General features: G+C 46.8%; 14 protein-coding genes. 4 read left to right on the top strand and 10 right to left on the bottom strand.

From position 1 onward, the window contains the following. Positions 1 to 76: 76 nt before the first annotated feature. From VP504_RS18100 to VP504_RS18090, 3 genes are all read right to left on the bottom strand, one after another. The gene (locus tag VP504_RS18100; protein ID WP_325894829.1) at positions 77 to 1,228 is read right to left on the bottom strand and encodes a methyl-accepting chemotaxis protein; all 1,152 of its coding nucleotides are present in this window, start codon (positions 1,226 to 1,228) and stop codon (positions 77 to 79) included. Positions 1,229 to 1,235: 7 nt separating this feature from the next. Then, positions 1,236 to 1,811, bottom strand: a complete 576-nt coding sequence (locus tag VP504_RS18095) for a hypothetical protein (protein ID WP_325894828.1) — start codon at positions 1,809 to 1,811, stop codon at positions 1,236 to 1,238. A gap of 435 nt (positions 1,812 to 2,246) precedes the next feature. Further along, on the bottom strand, positions 2,247 to 2,540 hold the full coding sequence (locus tag VP504_RS18090; RefSeq protein ID WP_325894827.1) for a hypothetical protein: 294 nt from the start codon (positions 2,538 to 2,540) through the stop codon (positions 2,247 to 2,249). A 319-nt stretch (positions 2,541 to 2,859) separates the two neighbouring features. Here VP504_RS18090 and VP504_RS18085 point away from each other — a divergent pair, with 319 nt between their 5' ends. Together VP504_RS18085 and VP504_RS18080 are read left to right on the top strand one after the other, a co-directional pair. After that, positions 2,860 to 3,639, top strand: a complete 780-nt coding sequence (locus VP504_RS18085) for an alpha/beta fold hydrolase (RefSeq protein WP_325894826.1) — start codon at positions 2,860 to 2,862, stop codon at positions 3,637 to 3,639. A gap of 92 nt (positions 3,640 to 3,731) precedes the next feature. Next, a complete protein-coding gene (locus tag VP504_RS18080) occupies positions 3,732 to 3,998 on the top strand; it encodes a hypothetical protein (protein WP_325894825.1) in 267 nt (88 codons plus the stop codon). 334 nt (positions 3,999 to 4,332) lie between these two features. Here the strand turns inward: VP504_RS18080 and VP504_RS18075 are convergent, their stop codons facing one another. The 5 genes from VP504_RS18075 to VP504_RS18055 form a co-directional block, all read right to left on the bottom strand. Next, the gene (locus VP504_RS18075) at positions 4,333 to 5,106 is read right to left on the bottom strand and encodes a substrate-binding periplasmic protein (protein WP_325894824.1); all 774 of its coding nucleotides are present in this window, start codon (positions 5,104 to 5,106) and stop codon (positions 4,333 to 4,335) included. Between the two features lie 149 nt (positions 5,107 to 5,255). Beyond that, on the bottom strand, positions 5,256 to 6,302 hold the full coding sequence (locus VP504_RS18070) for an endonuclease/exonuclease/phosphatase family protein (protein WP_325894823.1): 1,047 nt from the start codon (positions 6,300 to 6,302) through the stop codon (positions 5,256 to 5,258). A 144-nt stretch (positions 6,303 to 6,446) separates the two neighbouring features. Continuing rightward, complete coding sequence (locus VP504_RS18065) at positions 6,447 to 7,703, bottom strand: quaternary amine ABC transporter ATP-binding protein (RefSeq protein WP_325894822.1); 1,257 nt, start codon at positions 7,701 to 7,703, stop codon at positions 6,447 to 6,449. Next, the gene (locus VP504_RS18060; protein ID WP_325894821.1) at positions 7,696 to 8,595 is read right to left on the bottom strand and encodes an ABC transporter permease; all 900 of its coding nucleotides are present in this window, start codon (positions 8,593 to 8,595) and stop codon (positions 7,696 to 7,698) included. The genes VP504_RS18065 and VP504_RS18060 overlap by 8 nt, the downstream gene beginning before the upstream one ends. Before the next feature lie 167 nt (positions 8,596 to 8,762). Then, complete coding sequence (locus tag VP504_RS18055; RefSeq protein WP_325894820.1) at positions 8,763 to 9,755, bottom strand: ABC transporter substrate-binding protein; 993 nt, start codon at positions 9,753 to 9,755, stop codon at positions 8,763 to 8,765. Positions 9,756 to 10,175: 420 nt separating this feature from the next. Here VP504_RS18055 and VP504_RS18050 point away from each other — a divergent pair, with 420 nt between their 5' ends. After that, on the top strand, positions 10,176 to 10,952 hold the full coding sequence (locus VP504_RS18050) for a response regulator transcription factor (protein WP_325894819.1): 777 nt from the start codon (positions 10,176 to 10,178) through the stop codon (positions 10,950 to 10,952). Positions 10,953 to 10,976: 24 nt separating this feature from the next. Next, entirely contained in the window at positions 10,977 to 12,608 is a 1,632-nt protein-coding gene (locus tag VP504_RS18045; RefSeq protein WP_325894818.1) for a sensor histidine kinase, read from the top strand. A 505-nt stretch (positions 12,609 to 13,113) separates the two neighbouring features. Here the strand turns inward: VP504_RS18045 and tnaA are convergent. Both tnaA and VP504_RS18035 read right to left on the bottom strand, forming a co-directional pair. After that, positions 13,114 to 14,580: a tryptophanase gene (tnaA, locus tag VP504_RS18040; RefSeq protein WP_325894817.1), complete on the bottom strand. Its 1,467-nt coding sequence runs from the start codon at positions 14,578 to 14,580 to the stop codon at positions 13,114 to 13,116. A gap of 675 nt (positions 14,581 to 15,255) precedes the next feature. Then, entirely contained in the window at positions 15,256 to 16,377 is a 1,122-nt protein-coding gene (locus VP504_RS18035) for an HlyD family secretion protein (protein WP_325894816.1), read from the bottom strand. Positions 16,378 to 16,476 lie beyond the last annotated feature (99 nt).

The following is a 16,476-nucleotide window of genomic DNA, read 5'->3' as shown; positions in this document are numbered from 1 at the left end:
AGAAGGGAGCGCGCCTTAGCGCCCTTTGATTTGCTTCGAGTACGGGCCAGTTCCAGATTAATGTTTTCGTCATTTTCTATTGATGTGGAGCGTGGGCTGGTGGCTGACCCGTAAATGTGCCCACCAGCCTATCGAGTTCGTTGGCTAATCGTTCAATGGCAGAGGCTGAAAGGTTTGATTTCTTCGCTGCATTGGCAGTGTGCTCCGCAAGTTCAACAATGGCAATAATGTTTCTGTCCACGCTTTCTGTTACCACTGTCTGCTCTTCGGAGGAGGTGGCAATTTGAAGGTTTTGACCGGCAATGTCCTCAATTTGTGAAACCATGGCTGCCATCACTGAAGCACCTTCCCGTGCTTGCTCGACACTTATCGATGCCATTTCACTGCTCTCATTCATCAAATCCACGCTATGACGAATGCCGCTCTGGAGTTGCTCAATGATTTTGGTGATTTCGTCCGTGGATTGGTGCGTTTTCATAGCCAGTTCCCTGACCTGATCTGCAACAACAGCAAATCCGCGACCTTGTTCGCCAGCCCTGGCTGCTTCAATTGCGGCATTTAAGGCAAGTAGGTTGGTTTGGTCAGTAATAGAGCGGATAACATAGATGACAGAGCCAATTTCTTCACTGTCAGCGTTGAGCTTTTGCATGTTGTCACTCGCGCTGCTCATACTCTCTGACAGTTGGTTGGCTTTTGCGAAGGTTTCACCATTTACTTCGCGGCCAGTTTGCGCTGAATCCTGAAGCTCTTTTGCCACGTTTGCTGCTGCCGATACACTCTGCGCTATTTCACGGCTGGTGGCTGTCATTTCTGTCATTGCCGTGGAAACTGAGTCTGACTCGGCACGCTGTTTTTCTGCATTGGTGGCAGTATCAGTAGCCATGGTTAAGCTGCGTCTTGCGTTGCTAGAAAGCTCCGTAGAAATGCCCGAGATCTTATCCATAGTACGCTGAAGGCTGCCTATGAATTGGTTGAAGAATGACGCCATTTCTGAAAGTTCATCTTTCCCAGAAAGGTTCATTTTAACATTCAGCGAGCTTCCCCCTTCGGCGATCTTTTTCATCAGGGCGCTTGCGACAGAGACTTTATGAGTTACCAAGCAGTTGATGAGTACAAGTGCCAAACAGACGATAATCGCTAAAGTAATGCCAATTAACGTTAGAACCTTGATAACGCTCTTCTCTCGAGCAACAATGGCCGAGACCAAATCCTCATTCAGCGCTTTCATCTGCTTCTCAGCTTCTCAGCTTCTCAGCTTCTTGCACTGAAGCACGTAAAGTGCCGTGAAGGCCACTTTGTGGTGTTAAACCGATACCTATTAAGCCATCTGCAAATGCATTGAAAGCTTTGTGATATTCTCTCAAAGCCGCTTCCATGGCTAGACGGGTGTTGGGGGGCATATCACTGCTGGCAATGGCTGGAGAAAAATCATCCATCATGGTGTTGAATTTGTTGATATACTCGGTGTCAGATCGTAGCAGGAAGTCTTTTTCGTGCCGCTTTAACATTAGTAGCTTTATATATAGTTTGTCGTTCTCGATTTTCTGGATTGCCTTCTCAACGCGATGAGAAGCTGCGCGGGCAGCACCTTTCAATCCTGAGTCATGGGTTGTGCCGACTTCCAAGCGCTTGTTAACCAAAGTTTCAAAGCCATGTTGGTATGTTTCCAACTTGTATAGCATGGTATCAATAGTTTTCTCGCCTTCTATACTCAACGCGCTCAGTTTAGATTTTGCTCTCACTAGGGTTTTAGTGAGGGCGTCGTATTCTGCATCAAATCTATCTTTGTACTTGGTTTCTTTACGTGCCAAAAAATCTTTCTCATGCCTGCGAAGCATTAGAATAGATGCTTGGCTCTTCAAAATATCGACTGAAGCAGTTTCTAGCGTTTCCACCTCATTCAATGAACGAATGAAAAAAATGCAAATAGCGCAACGGATGACAAAATGAGAACGACTACACTCGATAGCTGTGATTGATGGTTTGTGGAAATACAATTCGCATAATGACTCCCGCCTGACTTATTTCCGAACTATAGCTTTATTTGGAAATCTGTGCAGAATGTTTTAAATATAGGAAAGATCTTAGTGCCGTAGAAAGTGCTGCAAAACACTTTGTACTGCCACGTTGTAAAGTAGTCTGGAAGTGAAGAAACCAATGCTGATTCCTAGCAATCAGCATTGGTTGCGTAAGGAGAAAAAATCCCGGATATCAGAAGAATTTTTATACTTGCATAGCTGGGAAGGTTAATAAAACTCTTTATTAGCTACGAAACACTGCTCATAGCCATCTTTCCAACCGTTGGCGTAGCGCGGTTCTTTAAACATCCGCTCAGGATCCTGACGATAACCATCATTGTATGTCTGAGCCGCGGTCACTTTACTGTGACAACCATCATCATAACCTTCCATATATGGCGTACTGAAGCCTAAATCTGCCAGTTGGTCATGTCTCGACGCTGTGCAACCGACCAAACTGGTTAGGGTGATAAAGAGCAATATAAATCTCAGAGACGTACTGGTTTGTTTTTGAGTATGCATGTCGTACTTCCTCTTACTGACATGGGGTACCCAGCAACCTGAATCCTGCATCTTCAGGTTGATTGGATATAGACAGGTTACCTTCGTGTTGGGATTTCAATTTGTCTCATAAGTGACTATCTGCACATGAGTTATGGGAAAGGTCAGTGAAGTCTTGTTTTTAATACTCAAAATTGGAGCAAATAAATACTGTTTTGGAGAAGAATGCTGATATATGCGGTCTATACCCAAACAACCTGAATCCTGCATCTTCAGGTTGTTTGGGTATATACAAGCTACCCCTTTTCATTTCCAGTGTTTACCAAGGAGTTTTTCCACCATGGCGAAAAAGCCTGTACTCAGTGTCTTTCTTATTTTGATGGCAGCTATTTCCCCGGGCTTAGCAATGGCAGAAAAAAAAGCCACTTCCACGCAAAGCATTACAAAAGCTTCGATAAAAATAGCTGGTAATTCTGCTTCAGAGAGGCGGGTTATCTTCATTCATGGTTCGCCGGGAAGCAAAGAAGCCTACGACGATTATCTTGGGCATCCGGCGTTACAGCACTTGGAATTAGTTTCCGTTGACCGCCCAGGCTTTGGGGAGTCAGGTCTTCCTGTTGAAACATCAATACAAAAACAGGCAGAAGCCTTGATAGGCTTGGTGAGTAGTGGTAAGGAAACATGGGTTGTGGGGCACTCTCTTGGTGGTCCTATCGCCCTGCAACTGGCATTGTTGGCGCCAGACAGTGTCAGTGGATTATTACTGATTGCATCGGCGTTTGACCCAAAGCTGGAATCACCAAAATGGTACAACTATATAACTGATACGCTGTTGGCGAACTTTATATTACCGGATGACTTGCTCAAGTCTAATAGAGAGATGATGGTTTTGGATAAAGAGTTGGAAAAGCTTGCAGCGCAAAACTGGTCTGTTCTGAAGATGCCGGTCATGTTGGTTCATGGTGCGGAAGATGATTTGGCTAATCCCGGTAACTCCAGGTATGCAAAAGCCAAGTTACCCTCAGCTGAATTGATGATGATGCCAGGCGAAGGGCATTTTATCCTCTGGGAAAACGTGCCACTACTGGTCGATCAGATTAAAACTCTAGTCAGTAAATAAATGTAAATGCCTATTGATATTTGCTCCCCCAAGCCGCATGTTAGGAGGAAGTGATATGAAGCCAACACGATTTTAATCCACGGGGAATTACTATGAGACAAATCCTGACCGGTGTGGTTACGCTTATTCTCGGCTTCTTTACCCTGGTATTTGCAGCTGTATTCGGCCTCTTGATTTCAGTGAGTGCCCTGATTGCAAAGCCATTTGTAATGAAAAAACTGCGCAAAGCGCAAGAGCAGCAAGCTGCGCAATTTGAACAGACGTACGGAGAAACCCGCGAAACACCATTTGGCCCTAAAGAGCGTCATCAGGGCCAGATAATTGACGGTGATTACCAGGATATTACCAACAATCGTTAATGTTCGCAGTCCGCAAAAACACGAAAACGCTGCCCGAGGGTAGCGTTTTCTTCGTTCGCATTCTTATCACTAGGGGCTGTTGACCTTTGGTGGTTAAATTTTGTTCTCGCTATAAGCGTTTTAGGCGCGGCGAGGTGTTTGCCGCCTAGTCATTCTAAGCAAATACACCTCAACAAAGCATAAACGGTTAGAGCAGAACCCTTCGGGCAGCGTTTGTGGGGAATTTCTGCTGCGTTATCGGCTTCTTATGTAGGCTAGCTACACATCGACGCCTCTGCCTTGCATAAAATCCCCACTAACTGCTGCAAAAATCATCACCAAAGGTCAACAGCCCCTAAGGCTTTGAACTCACTGAGAACGGGAAATACTCCCACTCATATTCGTCGTAGAGACGTTTAATCTCTCCCTTTGTTAGCAACTCCTCGAAACGCTCGTCATAAATCCGACGAAGCTCCTGTCCTTTTTCGGAATCGGCGAAGCCTGGGTAGAGTTTGAGATCCATGATAACCACCATCTCAAAGTCATCACGGTCCAGATACCCAAGGGCAAACTCTTCTTCAAGTTCTTTCCTTGCATCAAGCATTACATCGAGCCTGTCAGAATACACCATTGAGAGCCCTTGGCGACGTGACTTCACTTCGTGGATGTTGAATTTGGTGTCGATGTAGTCGTTATAGTCATAGCCTTTTACCCAACCGACAGTTCTATTTCCCAGTGTTTTTTCGCCTTCCCATGTTGGTATGACCGAGGCTTTGTAAACGGCTGATACTTGGTCAGCATCGAAGTGCCAATAGGGATAGAGAATCTTTTCTTTCTCATCGATGTATGAGCCAAGGAAAGCATCCATCTTCTTGGTTTGCACAAGGTAAACGCTTCTGGAGTAGGTGGTGGTAATGGTTTTTATACTATAGCCAAGCGGCTCAAAGACACGGCGCATGATCTCGAAGTACAATCCTGAACCATCTTTTTCTGTGGCGTCTTCCCATGCTTCACTGACCAGAATGATTTCCTTTTCACTGTGCTTATCGGCGAAACTGGGAAATACGGCCAAAGCAGTGAATGCGAGTACAAAAGCGCAGGCCATTTTCTTGACGGAAAAACCAATCATTATGAGCTCCAATAGACCGAGTTTCGAATTTGAGAAATATCTTTAAGCTTAATCAAGATGATGGTTTTCGCGAGAAATGAGCCCGAATCTACAACGCAAAATCGCACTTGCCTGATACAAAGCACTGCATTGACTGAAGGCTTCGAAGGCTATTGGCGCAGTGAAATGGTGATACTGACAATCGCATGATCGCTGCTGTAAGTGTCCTGATCGAATTTGGGATTCACCAGGTGCGAGTCTTCACAATGAAAGTCTCCTACTTCAGCTAGGCTTGCGGGATCAGCACTGTTGAATTCATTCGATAGCAGAATGTAGTCCAATACCGACCCTTTGGAATGGAAGTAGTGCGTCGCTGGCCGCTCCAGCCCAGCTTCACCAATATTTTTGACATATAATTCCCAGCTATCATGGAGTTGATAATGTGAAAGGGGCATTTCTGCCATGTCATCAGTGATGGAACGCAAACCGGAAACATGGAAAGCGTGCAATACTTCTGAGCGGAGATCATCATTAAAATCGCCCATGACTATTGCTGGGTTGTTGGTGTGTGAGCGGCGCTCGATGATGCTGTTCATTAGGTGGCAGGCTTCTGAACCTCGTTGGATAGCCGATGCCCAGGAACCCGTCATTTCAGCCTGCATGGATTGGGCGAGCTTGGTTGATTCACTCTCATCTGAGGTTTCTTCCATGATTGGACGTTTGGATTTTAGGTGGACGACATAAATGTCTGTCTGTCCAAGAGAGGGGAGCTCCAATGTCGCAAACAGCGGCAATCGGCTGTACTCGAAATCTTGTTGGATGCCAATTCGGGTAGAAACGTCAGGGTCTGCTCGCAATGGCAGGGCACTTAAAATTGGATAGCGCGACGCCAAACAAACGACCGGGCTTTTGTAGATGTACTCCTCGAGTGGCTCGGGTTCATCGACAACAGTGAAGAAGCGGTAACCCAAGGGTTCTAGCAATGCTTTGAGCGCAGACGCGCTGAACACTTCTTGAAAGGCGATAATGTCAGGTTGGTAACTGCCAATGTAACGGTTTAGCCAGGCTCGCTTTTGTCGCCATTGGTCTTCGCCATAGATGTTGCTGAACTCGTAAAATGCACCCGGCGGTTCGATAAAATTAAACAGATTTATCGTAGCAAGCTTCAGGCCGAAGGCGCTGTGTGCGTATGAGCTTTTGCTATTGGTTGCGAACACGATACCGTCTCAGGAATGATAAATATTCCTATAGTATAGCGAATTCTGCCGCGGGGAATGGGTTGATATGCTGAATAATAGACACATGCTGGAATCAAAAAGCGCTTCAAATTGAAGCGCTTTTTTGGCGCAAAAGTAAAGAAATTAGGCGGATGCCTCCTCAGGCTTTTTTGCCTGCTGCTCTTCATCTTCCACACTGTTAGAAGACTGATCAGACAGCACTTCCACCAGATTTGCGCGAGAAAGTTCGCCTTGGATCTCACCATCCTGATCCAATACAGGCAGTGGGAGTTCGTGCTCCAGCGTGTCAGGGATAACCGCTTCGATGAGCGCATCACTTTGGATGCCTGGTACTTCTTCAAGTACTGCTTCATCAATAGCATCGCCGTGGCGGGCAGAATCAACAGATTCCAGTGTCTCAATGCTCAGGGCGCCTTGGTAGCCGTCATCATTCACGTAGTAACCGTGTTCTGCTTTCGCTTTACGCATCTCTGCAAGCGCTTCGCCAATGGTTTCAGCGCTGATGCGCAGACTCTGCGGTTTCATGACCGTATCAACCGTCAGTGCTCGTGCGCGGTTAACATCTTTAACGAACGCTTCCACATAGTCGTCAGCAGGGTTAAGCAGGATATCTACCGGACGACCTTGCTGAACCAGTTTACCATCGCGCAGGATAGCAATGCGGTCGCCCAAACGAAGTGCTTCATCCAAGTCATGAGTGATGAAGATGATGGTCTTGTGCAGTTTTTCCTGAAGACCAATTAACTGGTCCTGCATCTCGCTTCGAATCAAGGGGTCAAGTGCTGAGAAAGCTTCGTCCATTAGCAGGATTTCAGCATCGGTGCACAGAGCCCGAGCTAGACCAACACGTTGCTGCTGACCACCGGATAGTTGAGACGGGTACTGTTGTTCATATCCACCCAGACCAACAGTATCAAGCCAGTCAGTGGCTTTCTTCTCCCGCTCAGCCTTGTCGACACCTTGTACCTGCAAACCGTACGCAACGTTCTGCAACACCGTACGGTGAGGCATCAGACCGAAGCGTTGAAATACCATCGACATTTTGTGGCGACGGAAATTTTGTAGTCCTTTCTCATCGAGCTTCATAACGTCTTCACCTTCAACGATGATCTGGCCCTCGGTTGGCTCAATCAAACGGTTGAAGTGACGAATCATGGTGGATTTACCCGATCCGGAAAGGCCCATAATCACGAAGATCTCACCACGCGCGATGTCCAGGTTGATGTCCTGAAGGCCCACCGTATGGCCGGTTGCTGCCAGAATATCGTCTTTGGATTTCCCTGCTTTTACATCAGGTAATACCTTTTGCGGAGCATTACCGAAGATCTTGTAGAGGCCTTTAATCTGGATAAGCGGTGTGCTGTTTTCAGTGTTACTCATTGTGGCCTCCGCTCAGGTGCTGCTGTGAACGTTTTGCGTAGCTTTGTGATACGCGGTCAAAGATGATTGCCAGTGCGACAATCGCGAGGCCGTTAATCAGACCGAGTGTGAAGTATTGGTTAGTGATTGACTTCAATACAGGTTGGCCGAGGCCTTTAACACCGATCATTGAAGCGATAACTACCATGGCCAGTGCCATCATGATGGTCTGGTTGATACCCGCCATAATGGTTGGCATTGCGAGTGGGAGCTGGACACCGAACAGGCGCTGTGTTGGGCTCGCGCCATATGCAGTAGCGGCTTCGAGCACCTCTTTGTCCACCAGTCTGATACCAAGGTTGGTCAAACGGATTACAGGTGGGATAGCGTATATAACCACGGCAATCACACCAGGTATTTTACCGATGCCCAGCAGCATCACGACAGGGATCAGATAAACGAAGGCTGGCATGGTTTGCATGACATCAAGCAGTGGCGTGACCATGGATTGCACGCGGTTTGAGCGTGCCATTGCGATGCCGATAGGAATCCCGAGAAATATGGCGAGCATGGTGCACACCAAGATGATGCTCATGGTGCGCATGGTGTTTTCCCACATACCGAAATATCCGATAGCGAGGAAAGAAAAAATAACAGCAACAGCAAGCTTCCAGGAACGGCTTGCCATGTAAGAAACACCCGCGAGAATGGCGATCATCAGCCACCAAGGGGTGCCGAGAAGAAGCTTTTCAAACCAGATGAGAAATTGGAGCAGCGGGTCAAAGAAAGATTCGATGGTTTCACCGTAGTTTCGCGAAAACTCACGGTAGGCGCCATCAAGTGTTTTACGAATTGTCAGAAGATCGGAGCGTGACATCTCCGGAAATTCTGTCAGCCAAGAATTGTCTGCCATAACAGTACAGCGTCCTCTGCGTCTTTAGAATATTAGAAACTATATACCCACCTTGGGTGGGAAAGCGCTGACGTATGTAGAGAGCCAAACGATACGTCGCGTTTTTAGATTTGGTTGTCGCAAAAAATTGCGGGCTGAAAAGCCAGCCCGCAAAGCATTTATAGCGATTACAGTGACGCTTTGATCTTCTTCGCCACTTCAGGTGTTACCCATGCGCCCCAGATGTCTTCATGATTTTCCAGGAAGTGCATGGCAGCGATTTCACCGTCAGCCTGGTTGTCTTCCATCCATGCAAGAAGGCTGTTCAGCTGTGCGTTAGTGAATGAACGGTTGGAAAGGTAGTTCACTGCTTCTGGTGAGTTCTTTGCAAAGCTCTCAGTGATCACCGTATCAACCGCTGAAGGTGGATACATAGTCACTTTTGGCTCCAGACAATCCGCATTGGTCGTACAAGATTTAAAGTGCTCTTCGTCTATGCCTGAACCGAAGTCCACTTTCACCATTTCGTATTTACCCAGCACTGCGGTTGGCGCCCAGTAGTAACCAAACCAGCCTTCGCCACGCTCATAAGCTTTAGCGATAGAACCTGACAGACCTGCGCCTGAACCTGGATCGATCAGCTCAAAACCGTTGTCACCCAAGCCCATTGCATTGAAAAGGTTGCCTGAAGAAATTTGGCAGTTCCAGCCTGCTGGACAACCGTAGAAAGCGGATAGTGAAGGATCTTCCGGGTGCTTGAAGAGTTCGCGATTCGCGATAACGCCCTCGATAGTTGCAATACTTGGGTCCTTGTCGACTAGATACTTAGGTACCCAAAAACCTTCTTCACCACCGTCAGACAGGACTGCACCAGCGAAACGGAGTCTGCCTTCCTCTACACCACGATCTAGCGCGGCTTTCAGGGAGTTACTCCAGAATTCGGGGGCGATATCCGGCTCACCTTTTTCGATCATTGACGTACCGGTAGGCATGGTGTCGCCAGGCACCAGCTCCGCATCACAGTTATATCCTTCTGCAAGAATAATGCGGTCAACATTCGCGATGAGGCTAGCGGAGTTCCAGTTCATGTCTGCGATAGTGACTTTGCCACACTCCGCCGCATAGCTGCTCATAGGAAGAGCTGAAAGCAGCAGACAGGACGAGGCTAGAAGTTTTTTCATGGAAGTTCCCTCTCATTTTAAATGACATGATAAATGAATATAGCTCTAATCATTTACCTAATGGATATTGCACTACGTTATTAGCCCTTTCGTGGTTTAAATAACTAAAAATATGCATGCAATGAAACTAATCATAACAAGTTTGTATCAAAAATTCTTTAGTGTTGTTACCTATTAAGTGTTGAATCGTTTGCGTTCTAAGTAAATTCCGAGGGGATAACGGGATTGAAAATGTGATAACTTGATGATTTGAATACTTAAACATCGGACCACTAAGAGGTTGGTGTATGAAATGTAAGAATCGATATTCAAATCGAAGATTTGTATGTTCGATGAACGATTTTCAACGAAAGTTCTGAAATTTATCCGCCTATTCTTGGTTTATTGGGAGTGATGATCGCAAAAAAATGGGAGTTCCCTATGCAACAATCAGTTTTGGTTCTGGAAGATGATGCAGATATTTTGGGACTCATTGCGCTGCACCTCAAAGTGATGGGGTTTGAAGTGATTAAAGGTACCTCTTTGGAGGATGGATATCGTGCGCTAGTGAATGAAGATATTTCCGCTGTCGTGTTGGATAGGGGCTTGGACGATGGTGATGGTAAAACCTTCTGTGAGTTTCTTCGTCAGCAGGAAAACGGTATTCCCGTGCTGATGTTGACTGCTTTGGATTCAGAGTCTGATATGGTGGAGGGCTTTGAAGCCGGGGCTGATGATTATCTTGCCAAACCTTTCAGTGTGATTGAGTTTCAGGCAAGAGTAAGGGCGCTGATGCGCCGAGTGTCCCTTCACAGTCAATGGCAGCTCGGCACCACGAAAGAATCGAGTTCTGACACCTGTGGTATGAGCAGTAAGCATTCTACTTCACTGCTTTTCCAACACCTCGAAATTTGCCCTGAAACCCACAGTGTAAAGCTGGAAGGTCGCGATATCGATCTAACACCTATTGAGTTTTCTCTTTTATGTTGTTTGGCAAAACGCCCTGAGCGTGTTTTTAGTAAAGATGAGCTGCTAAGTCGCGTATGGAATACAGATTATGATGGCTACCGTCATACAGTGTGCTGCGCGATTAATCGTCTGCGAAGTAAATTGGAGAGAAATCCTGCTACACCCAAGTACATTCACACTGTTTGGGGGGTGGGATATAAGTTTAGCGAACCCTCAGACCCAGTATTACTCCGCCGTGTGAACGGTTAACCGACGAAAAGAGGGAGGTAAATATTGGCGTTTAAAAACCGTCTGTTGTTGTTCACCTTAATTTGGTTTTTGTGCAGTGCTGCGCTTTTAACCGCATTGAGCGTATCTGTCTGGCAGCAAAACGAATGGCGTTCCCGTCAGGTTTTGCACAAAGACCTTGCTGTGCATATGAGGGACGATAACCCACTGATGGTTGGGGGTGACTACAGTCCAGAAGCGCTGTCTTCTATTTTCCACACTTTGATGCTGCTTGGGCCTGACTTTGAAATCTATTTTCTCGATCCGCAAGGCAATATCACGACATCAGGGCCACCCAAAGAAGATGTCATTCGTTTGCGAGTGGATGTTGAACCGATAGAACAGTTTCTTCGCGGTGAGCCTTTTCCTGTTCTGGGTGAAGATCCGCTTTCTGAAAGCGGTGAAAAAGTTTTCTCCGTAGCGCGAATTGATATGGATGGGCAAGTGGCAGGTTATCTCTATGTACTCATCGGCAGTCAGGGCTATAACGTCTTTGCTGATTTGGATAGCTTGCTACAGTATGCGCCTGTTGTTGCGGCGGCGCTGGTCGCTATCTTGCTCTTTGCACTAGTAGTTTACCGAATGGTCTATCGCCGTATTATCATCCCCGGGAGAGTGATGGTGGGTCAGATTGAACAATCAGCTAAAACCGAGTTCCGTATTTCCCCACCTTTAAAAGTGCGATCACCTGAACTTCAGGAGCTTGCAACCCAATACCGCCGTATGATGGCAGTAATCCAACAACAGTTTATTCAACTGCGGGTCCAGGAAGCGCAAAGACGGGAATACATGGTGCAACTCAGTCATGATTTAAAAACCCCATTGGCTAATATATTGGGGTATCTAGAAACTTGGCGAATCCAGCACAAAGAAGGGCGGGGTATGATTGATACGGCCTATCACAACGCCCAACGTCTTCAGACTCATCTCAAAAGCCAGCTTGAAGCCGCGAGGTCACCTTCTGCCAAGATTGTGCTTTCCTACCGCGACATTGATGTGAGGGAATTGTTTGAAGATGTCCGCCATCGTTTTGAACTCCAGTTGAAAAAGAAACAGGTGGATTTGGTTGTTACAGTTTCAGAGCCATTGACTGTGATTGCAGATGAAGTACTGATAAACCGGGTATTCGACAATGTAATGGAAAATGCTATCCGCCACAGTCCAGCTCGTTCTTCGATTTTAATGGATGCTAATAGGGCAAAAGGGGGCAGTGTGAGTTTCTGCATTGAGAATGCCGTTGATGAATTCAGTGACGAAGGTTCTCTTGGGATAGGGAGCAAGATTGTTGATGCGATTCTGAGTCTGCATCAAAGCCAGTTAGAAGTGTCGTCCCCCCGATCTAAGGAGGAGCTCCGATACCGCGTTTGCTTTGCGCTGTCTTCTATTGCTGCGCAGTCATCCGCTCGGCTTAGATCAGTGCCTATGACGATGAATTTTGAGGATGATACTCCGCCGATAGACTCTGGTTACCCCAAGTTGAGAGCGGAAAGTGAAGCGGGGAAGGAGAGTGCTGGAAACGAAGAGATAAACTTTTCAACGGAAGAGCAAACGACGTCTCAAATGCCACTACCTTCATTCAGAGCCGTCGTCATGGAAGAGGAAGAAACATCACCAACAGAAAACAATAAGGCCGATTAATCGGCTTTATTTGTCACTACTTTCCTTTTAGCCTATGCCTGAAACACCGAAGACGAAGCTCAATACCATACCCAAATAACCTGAATCCTGCATCTTCAGGTTGTTTGGGTATATAAAGGTAATAATACCTAAGTAAATACTTTTCCCGCGTGGATCGAATGCTAGATATATAATCCTCTATTTCCGAATTATTCTTTGGTGAAGGAATTAATAGGCGCTTTAAAATCGTAATATTTAAAAGAATAAAGTTGCATCTAATCTGGATTAGTTATTACTGTCACAGTCAGTAAAATAGTAAGGATTGATCAAACTGTCTATGCGCCTACTCCAGAACTAGATAGCCTTAATATTGATGTGAAAACTTAAACACTAGCGATAATGCAGGAGCCACACAATTAACAATGGACTCTTTCCCAGTATTTATTTCTCTCACGTTATTGGATTTGGCGATTTATAACTTTTCTAATAAAAAAGAGCGCAATACTCATTGCGCTCTAATAGGTTTCTACACTGTGATTTCTAGCTCATCAGCTTTGTGCTTTTTTACTTCCACTGGCTCCACTTCTTTGAGTCTTGCCGTAAAATGACGGAGGACGGAAGGCTCATAGGTAAAGTCGAGTCCTTGCACATTGTGCGCATTTTTCTTTACTTCACCGAACGCTTCAATGATGAAATCCATGTGTGATTGGGTATAAGTCGCACGTGGGATGGTCAGACGAAGCAACTCAGCCGGGCATGGGTGCTGCTTGCCAGTGGCAGGGTCGCGACCCAGAAGCAGTGAACCGATTTCCACTGCCCGGATGCCGGCAACTTTGTAAAGCTCACACGCCAATGCATGTGCCGGGAATTGGTCAGAAGGAATGTGTGGGAGCAACTTGCCAGCATCTACAAACGCTGCGTGGCCGCCAGCTTGTTGGCAAACAATGCCAATCGCTTCCAAGCCATCAACCAGATATTGAACCTGCTTGATGCGGTATTCCAGCCATTCCTGACGCATACCGTCATAAAGGCCCACAGCCAAGCGCTCCATCGCGCCACCTTCCAGTCCGCCATAAGTTGGGAAGCCTTCCTGCACCACGCAAAGGGTACGGCATTCCTGATAAACGTCCATGAAAGCATCGTCTTTAAAGCTCAGCAGTCCGCCCATTTGAACCATGGCATCTTTCTTCGCTGACATCGCCAGGCCATCCGCATATTTGTAAGCTTCGCGGGTGATTTCAGCAATCGTCCAATCTTTGAATCCGGGTTCGCGTTGCTGGACGAAATAGGCGTTTTCCGCAAAGCGCGCAGAGTCCATAATCACGGGAATGTCGTAGCGTTTGGCAATCTCATACACCGCTTTCAGGTTAGCGATAGAAACCGGCTGACCGCCAGCGGAGTTACAGGTAATGGTGCTCACAATGTATGGTACGTTGGCTGCGCCAGCGTCGAGGATCGCCGCTTCCAGCTTTTGCAGATCAAAGTTGCCTTTGAAGTCAGCGGTGACGGAGGTATCAAACGCATCTTTGGTATAGACGTTTTTAGCAACGCAGCAGTTTACCTGGGTATGGCCTTGCGTGGTGTCGAAGAAGTAGTTCGAAAGTGCCACCATTTTGCTGCGATCCAAACCTTTCTCTAGCTCGCGCTTTTTGATCAACACAGGAATGTAGATTTGCTCAGCACCACGCCCTTGGTGGGTTGGGATGGTCAGTTTATAGCCAAAGATGTCTTTTACCGCATTAGACAGCGCATAGTAGCTACGGCTGCCGCTGTAGGCTTCATCACCGCGCAGCATGGCAGCCTGCATTTCCTGAGTAATGGCGCCTGTGCCACTGTCCGTCAGCAGGTCGATAAACACGTCTTCACTGTCCAACAAGAAGGGGTTCATGCCCGCTTTTAAAATGGCTTCTTCACGATACGCGCGGGTGGTGCGTTTTACTGGCTCAATCACACGGATACGGAACGGTTCTGGGAGGTGTTTGAAGTTTTCCATTTTTTCTACCTTTTATTTTTACCTGACGGAAAACTTGCCAATTATTTATTTTATTTAGGCACTAGTGCTCCGGCAGAAAATTAATCTGTTTTCGAAATTTTGTATTGGGTTTTAATTATCGATTCATTAAGCGTGACAATACGAAAACACGATTAAGTGAATCGAGTTATTGGTACGGCTTTTCGATAAGTGCGCGCAGGGACTGCGCAAGGGGAATGCTTATGCAGGGAAGAAAAAAGCGATTTTGTAGTCCTGGGTACACCAGCGATTTAATTTATTCACATTCATCATTTTGACCAACCTGAGACTCATTAATTCTAGCTAACGATAATACTATCGTTTAGAAAGTTATAACTGTCATCAATGAAAAAATCAAATTTAGAAGACGTCGACAATTTCTATATCTAGGCTAGGGTCTGTTGACCTTTGGTGGTTAAATTTTGTTCTCGCTATAAGCGTTTTAGGCGCGGCGAGGTGTGTGCCGCCTAGTCATTCTAAGCAAATACACCTAAACAAAGCATAAAACGCTTAGGGCAGAACCCTTCGGGCAGCGTTTGTGGGGAATTTCTGCTGCGTTATCGGCTTCTCATGCAGGCTAGCTACACATCGACGCCTCTGCCTTGCATAAAATCCCCACAAACTGCTGCAAAAATCATCACCAAAGGTCAATAGACCCTAGGAAACATAACGCCAATAACTCCAAAGCCAGGTCCAGACATCTAACAGTGACTCAGCGATTGTTGACTGGCCGGGATAGAAACTGACGGTGGCGCGACCGCCATAACGCAACTGTACATCTTCAGGCAGATCGAAATAGCGAATATTAACCGGGAAGCGTTGAGAGTGCTGAGTACCGGTTGGAGAATCAAAAAAACCGCTTCCGCCATCGACTTGCAGGCTGCCATTACCGCTGCTTCCCCAGCCAACGGAAGTGACTTCTCCATGGAAAATCTCGCCGGGGTAGGCGTCAAACACAATCTTAACCACTGTACCTTTCTTCACGTAAGCCAGAGAGTTCTCCGTGACCATGGCAGTGAGCCAAAAATGATGATTATTGATAAACGTCAGGAGCGGTTTACCTGTCGCCGCAAAGTCACCCGCAGACAGATTCATGTTAGTAATCACCCCTGCGGCGGGCGCTCGGATGTCTGTGTAGGAAAGGTTGAGAAGCGCTTGCTCCAAATTGTTTAAGGCAGTTGTTACTTGTAGGTTCTTTTCAGCTTTTGGGCCAAGTTCCTGCTGCGCTTTCGCGAGATCAGCCGTGGCTTGAGCCAGACTCGTTTTTGCAGCATCAAGAGAAGCTAAACTGCCATCCAGCGTTGCCTGACTGACGACACCACGTCTTGCAAGTGACATGTTGCGTTCGGCATGTTGTTTGGCATTGCTGACCTTAACGCGGGCAGCAACTTCATTGGCTTTAGCGTTTTCAATCGCGGCGGAATCAGCATTGACGGATTGGGTTGATTGTTGCAGTGCCAATCTTGCTGCGTTGACATTTAACTCGAAGGGTTGCCTGTCGATGGACATCAAAAGTTGGCCACGCTTAACCTCTGAATTGTTGAGGACTGAAATAGCAGATATTGGGCCTGATATTTGTGGGCTGATGCGGATCAGTTGCCCATTGACTCGGCCATGGTCTGTCATGGGAGTAACGCGGTTTGCCCACAGGGTATAGAACCAAATAACCATTGCAGCAATAACGTAGTAAGTAAACCGACGTGCGTTGTGAAGGGCTTTTGGCTCCTCAGCTTCGGCTTGTGGGTTTTTCACCACCAGCGGCGGATTGCCTTCACTCATTGAAAACACCTCTGCGACAGATCAGAAGGGGCTGCTGAGGAAACTCAACAGCCCCTAATAACAAAAAATTGCAAAGGAGAGTGTATCGGGAGGTAAAAC

The sequence above is a fragment of the Grimontia sp. NTOU-MAR1 genome (assembly GCF_035758505.1).
Lineage (GTDB): Bacteria > Pseudomonadota > Gammaproteobacteria > Enterobacterales > Vibrionaceae > Enterovibrio > Enterovibrio marinus.
This window is presented reverse-complemented; position numbering and strand designations above follow the sequence as displayed.